Annotated in this window: 1 protein-coding gene; it reads left to right on the top strand. The window is 66.1% G+C overall.

Annotation, left to right across the window (positions count from 1 at the left end):
- Positions 1-660, top strand: a 660-nt coding sequence (locus tag B2790_RS10245) for an AMP-binding protein (protein WP_286918769.1), incomplete at both ends; no start/stop codon positions are given.

The following is a 660-nucleotide window of genomic DNA, read 5'->3' as shown; positions in this document are numbered from 1 at the left end:
CGAGCGTATGGCGCGGCACTGGCTCAACCTGCTCGAAGCCATCGTGCGCCAGCCCGAGCAACGCATCAGTGAGCTGCCGTTGCTGGGCGAGGACGAGCAGCAGGCCGTGCTGCGTGACTGGAACCGCAACACCGTCGCCTTCCCGGATGAGCGAACCATTCATGAGCTGATCGAGGCCCAGGTGGTCGCCGCCCCCGAGGCGCCGGCAGTCACCTTCGGCGAGCAGACCCTGAGCTACGGCGAGCTGAACCGCCGGGCCAACCAGCTGGCGCACAAGCTGATCGAGCGCGGTGTCGGCCCGGATGTGCTGGTGGGCATCGCCATGGAGCGCAGCCTGGACATGGTGGTTGGCCTGCTGGGCATTCTCAAGGCCGGTGGCGCCTATGTGCCGCTGGACCCGGAGTACCCGGAAGACCGCCTCAGTTACATGTTCGCCGACAGTGGCATTGCCTTGCTGCTGACCCAGTCGCACCTGCGTGAAGCCCTGCCGATCCCGGTTGGCCTGCACAGCCTGGATCTGGATGTCGAAGACCTGACCGGCTACAGCGATGCCAACCCGAATATCGACCTAGCCCCGCAGAACCTGGCCTACGTGATCTACACCTCCGGCTCCACCGGCAAGCCCAAGGGCACGCTGCTGCCGCACCAGAACGTGGTCCG

The organism is Pseudomonas sp. UBA6753, assembly GCF_002453565.1.
Classification (GTDB): Bacteria; Pseudomonadota; Gammaproteobacteria; order Pseudomonadales; family Pseudomonadaceae; genus Aquipseudomonas; species Aquipseudomonas putida_Z.
Note: the sequence above shows the minus strand (reverse complement) of the source record. Positions and strands in the feature narration are given on the sequence as shown.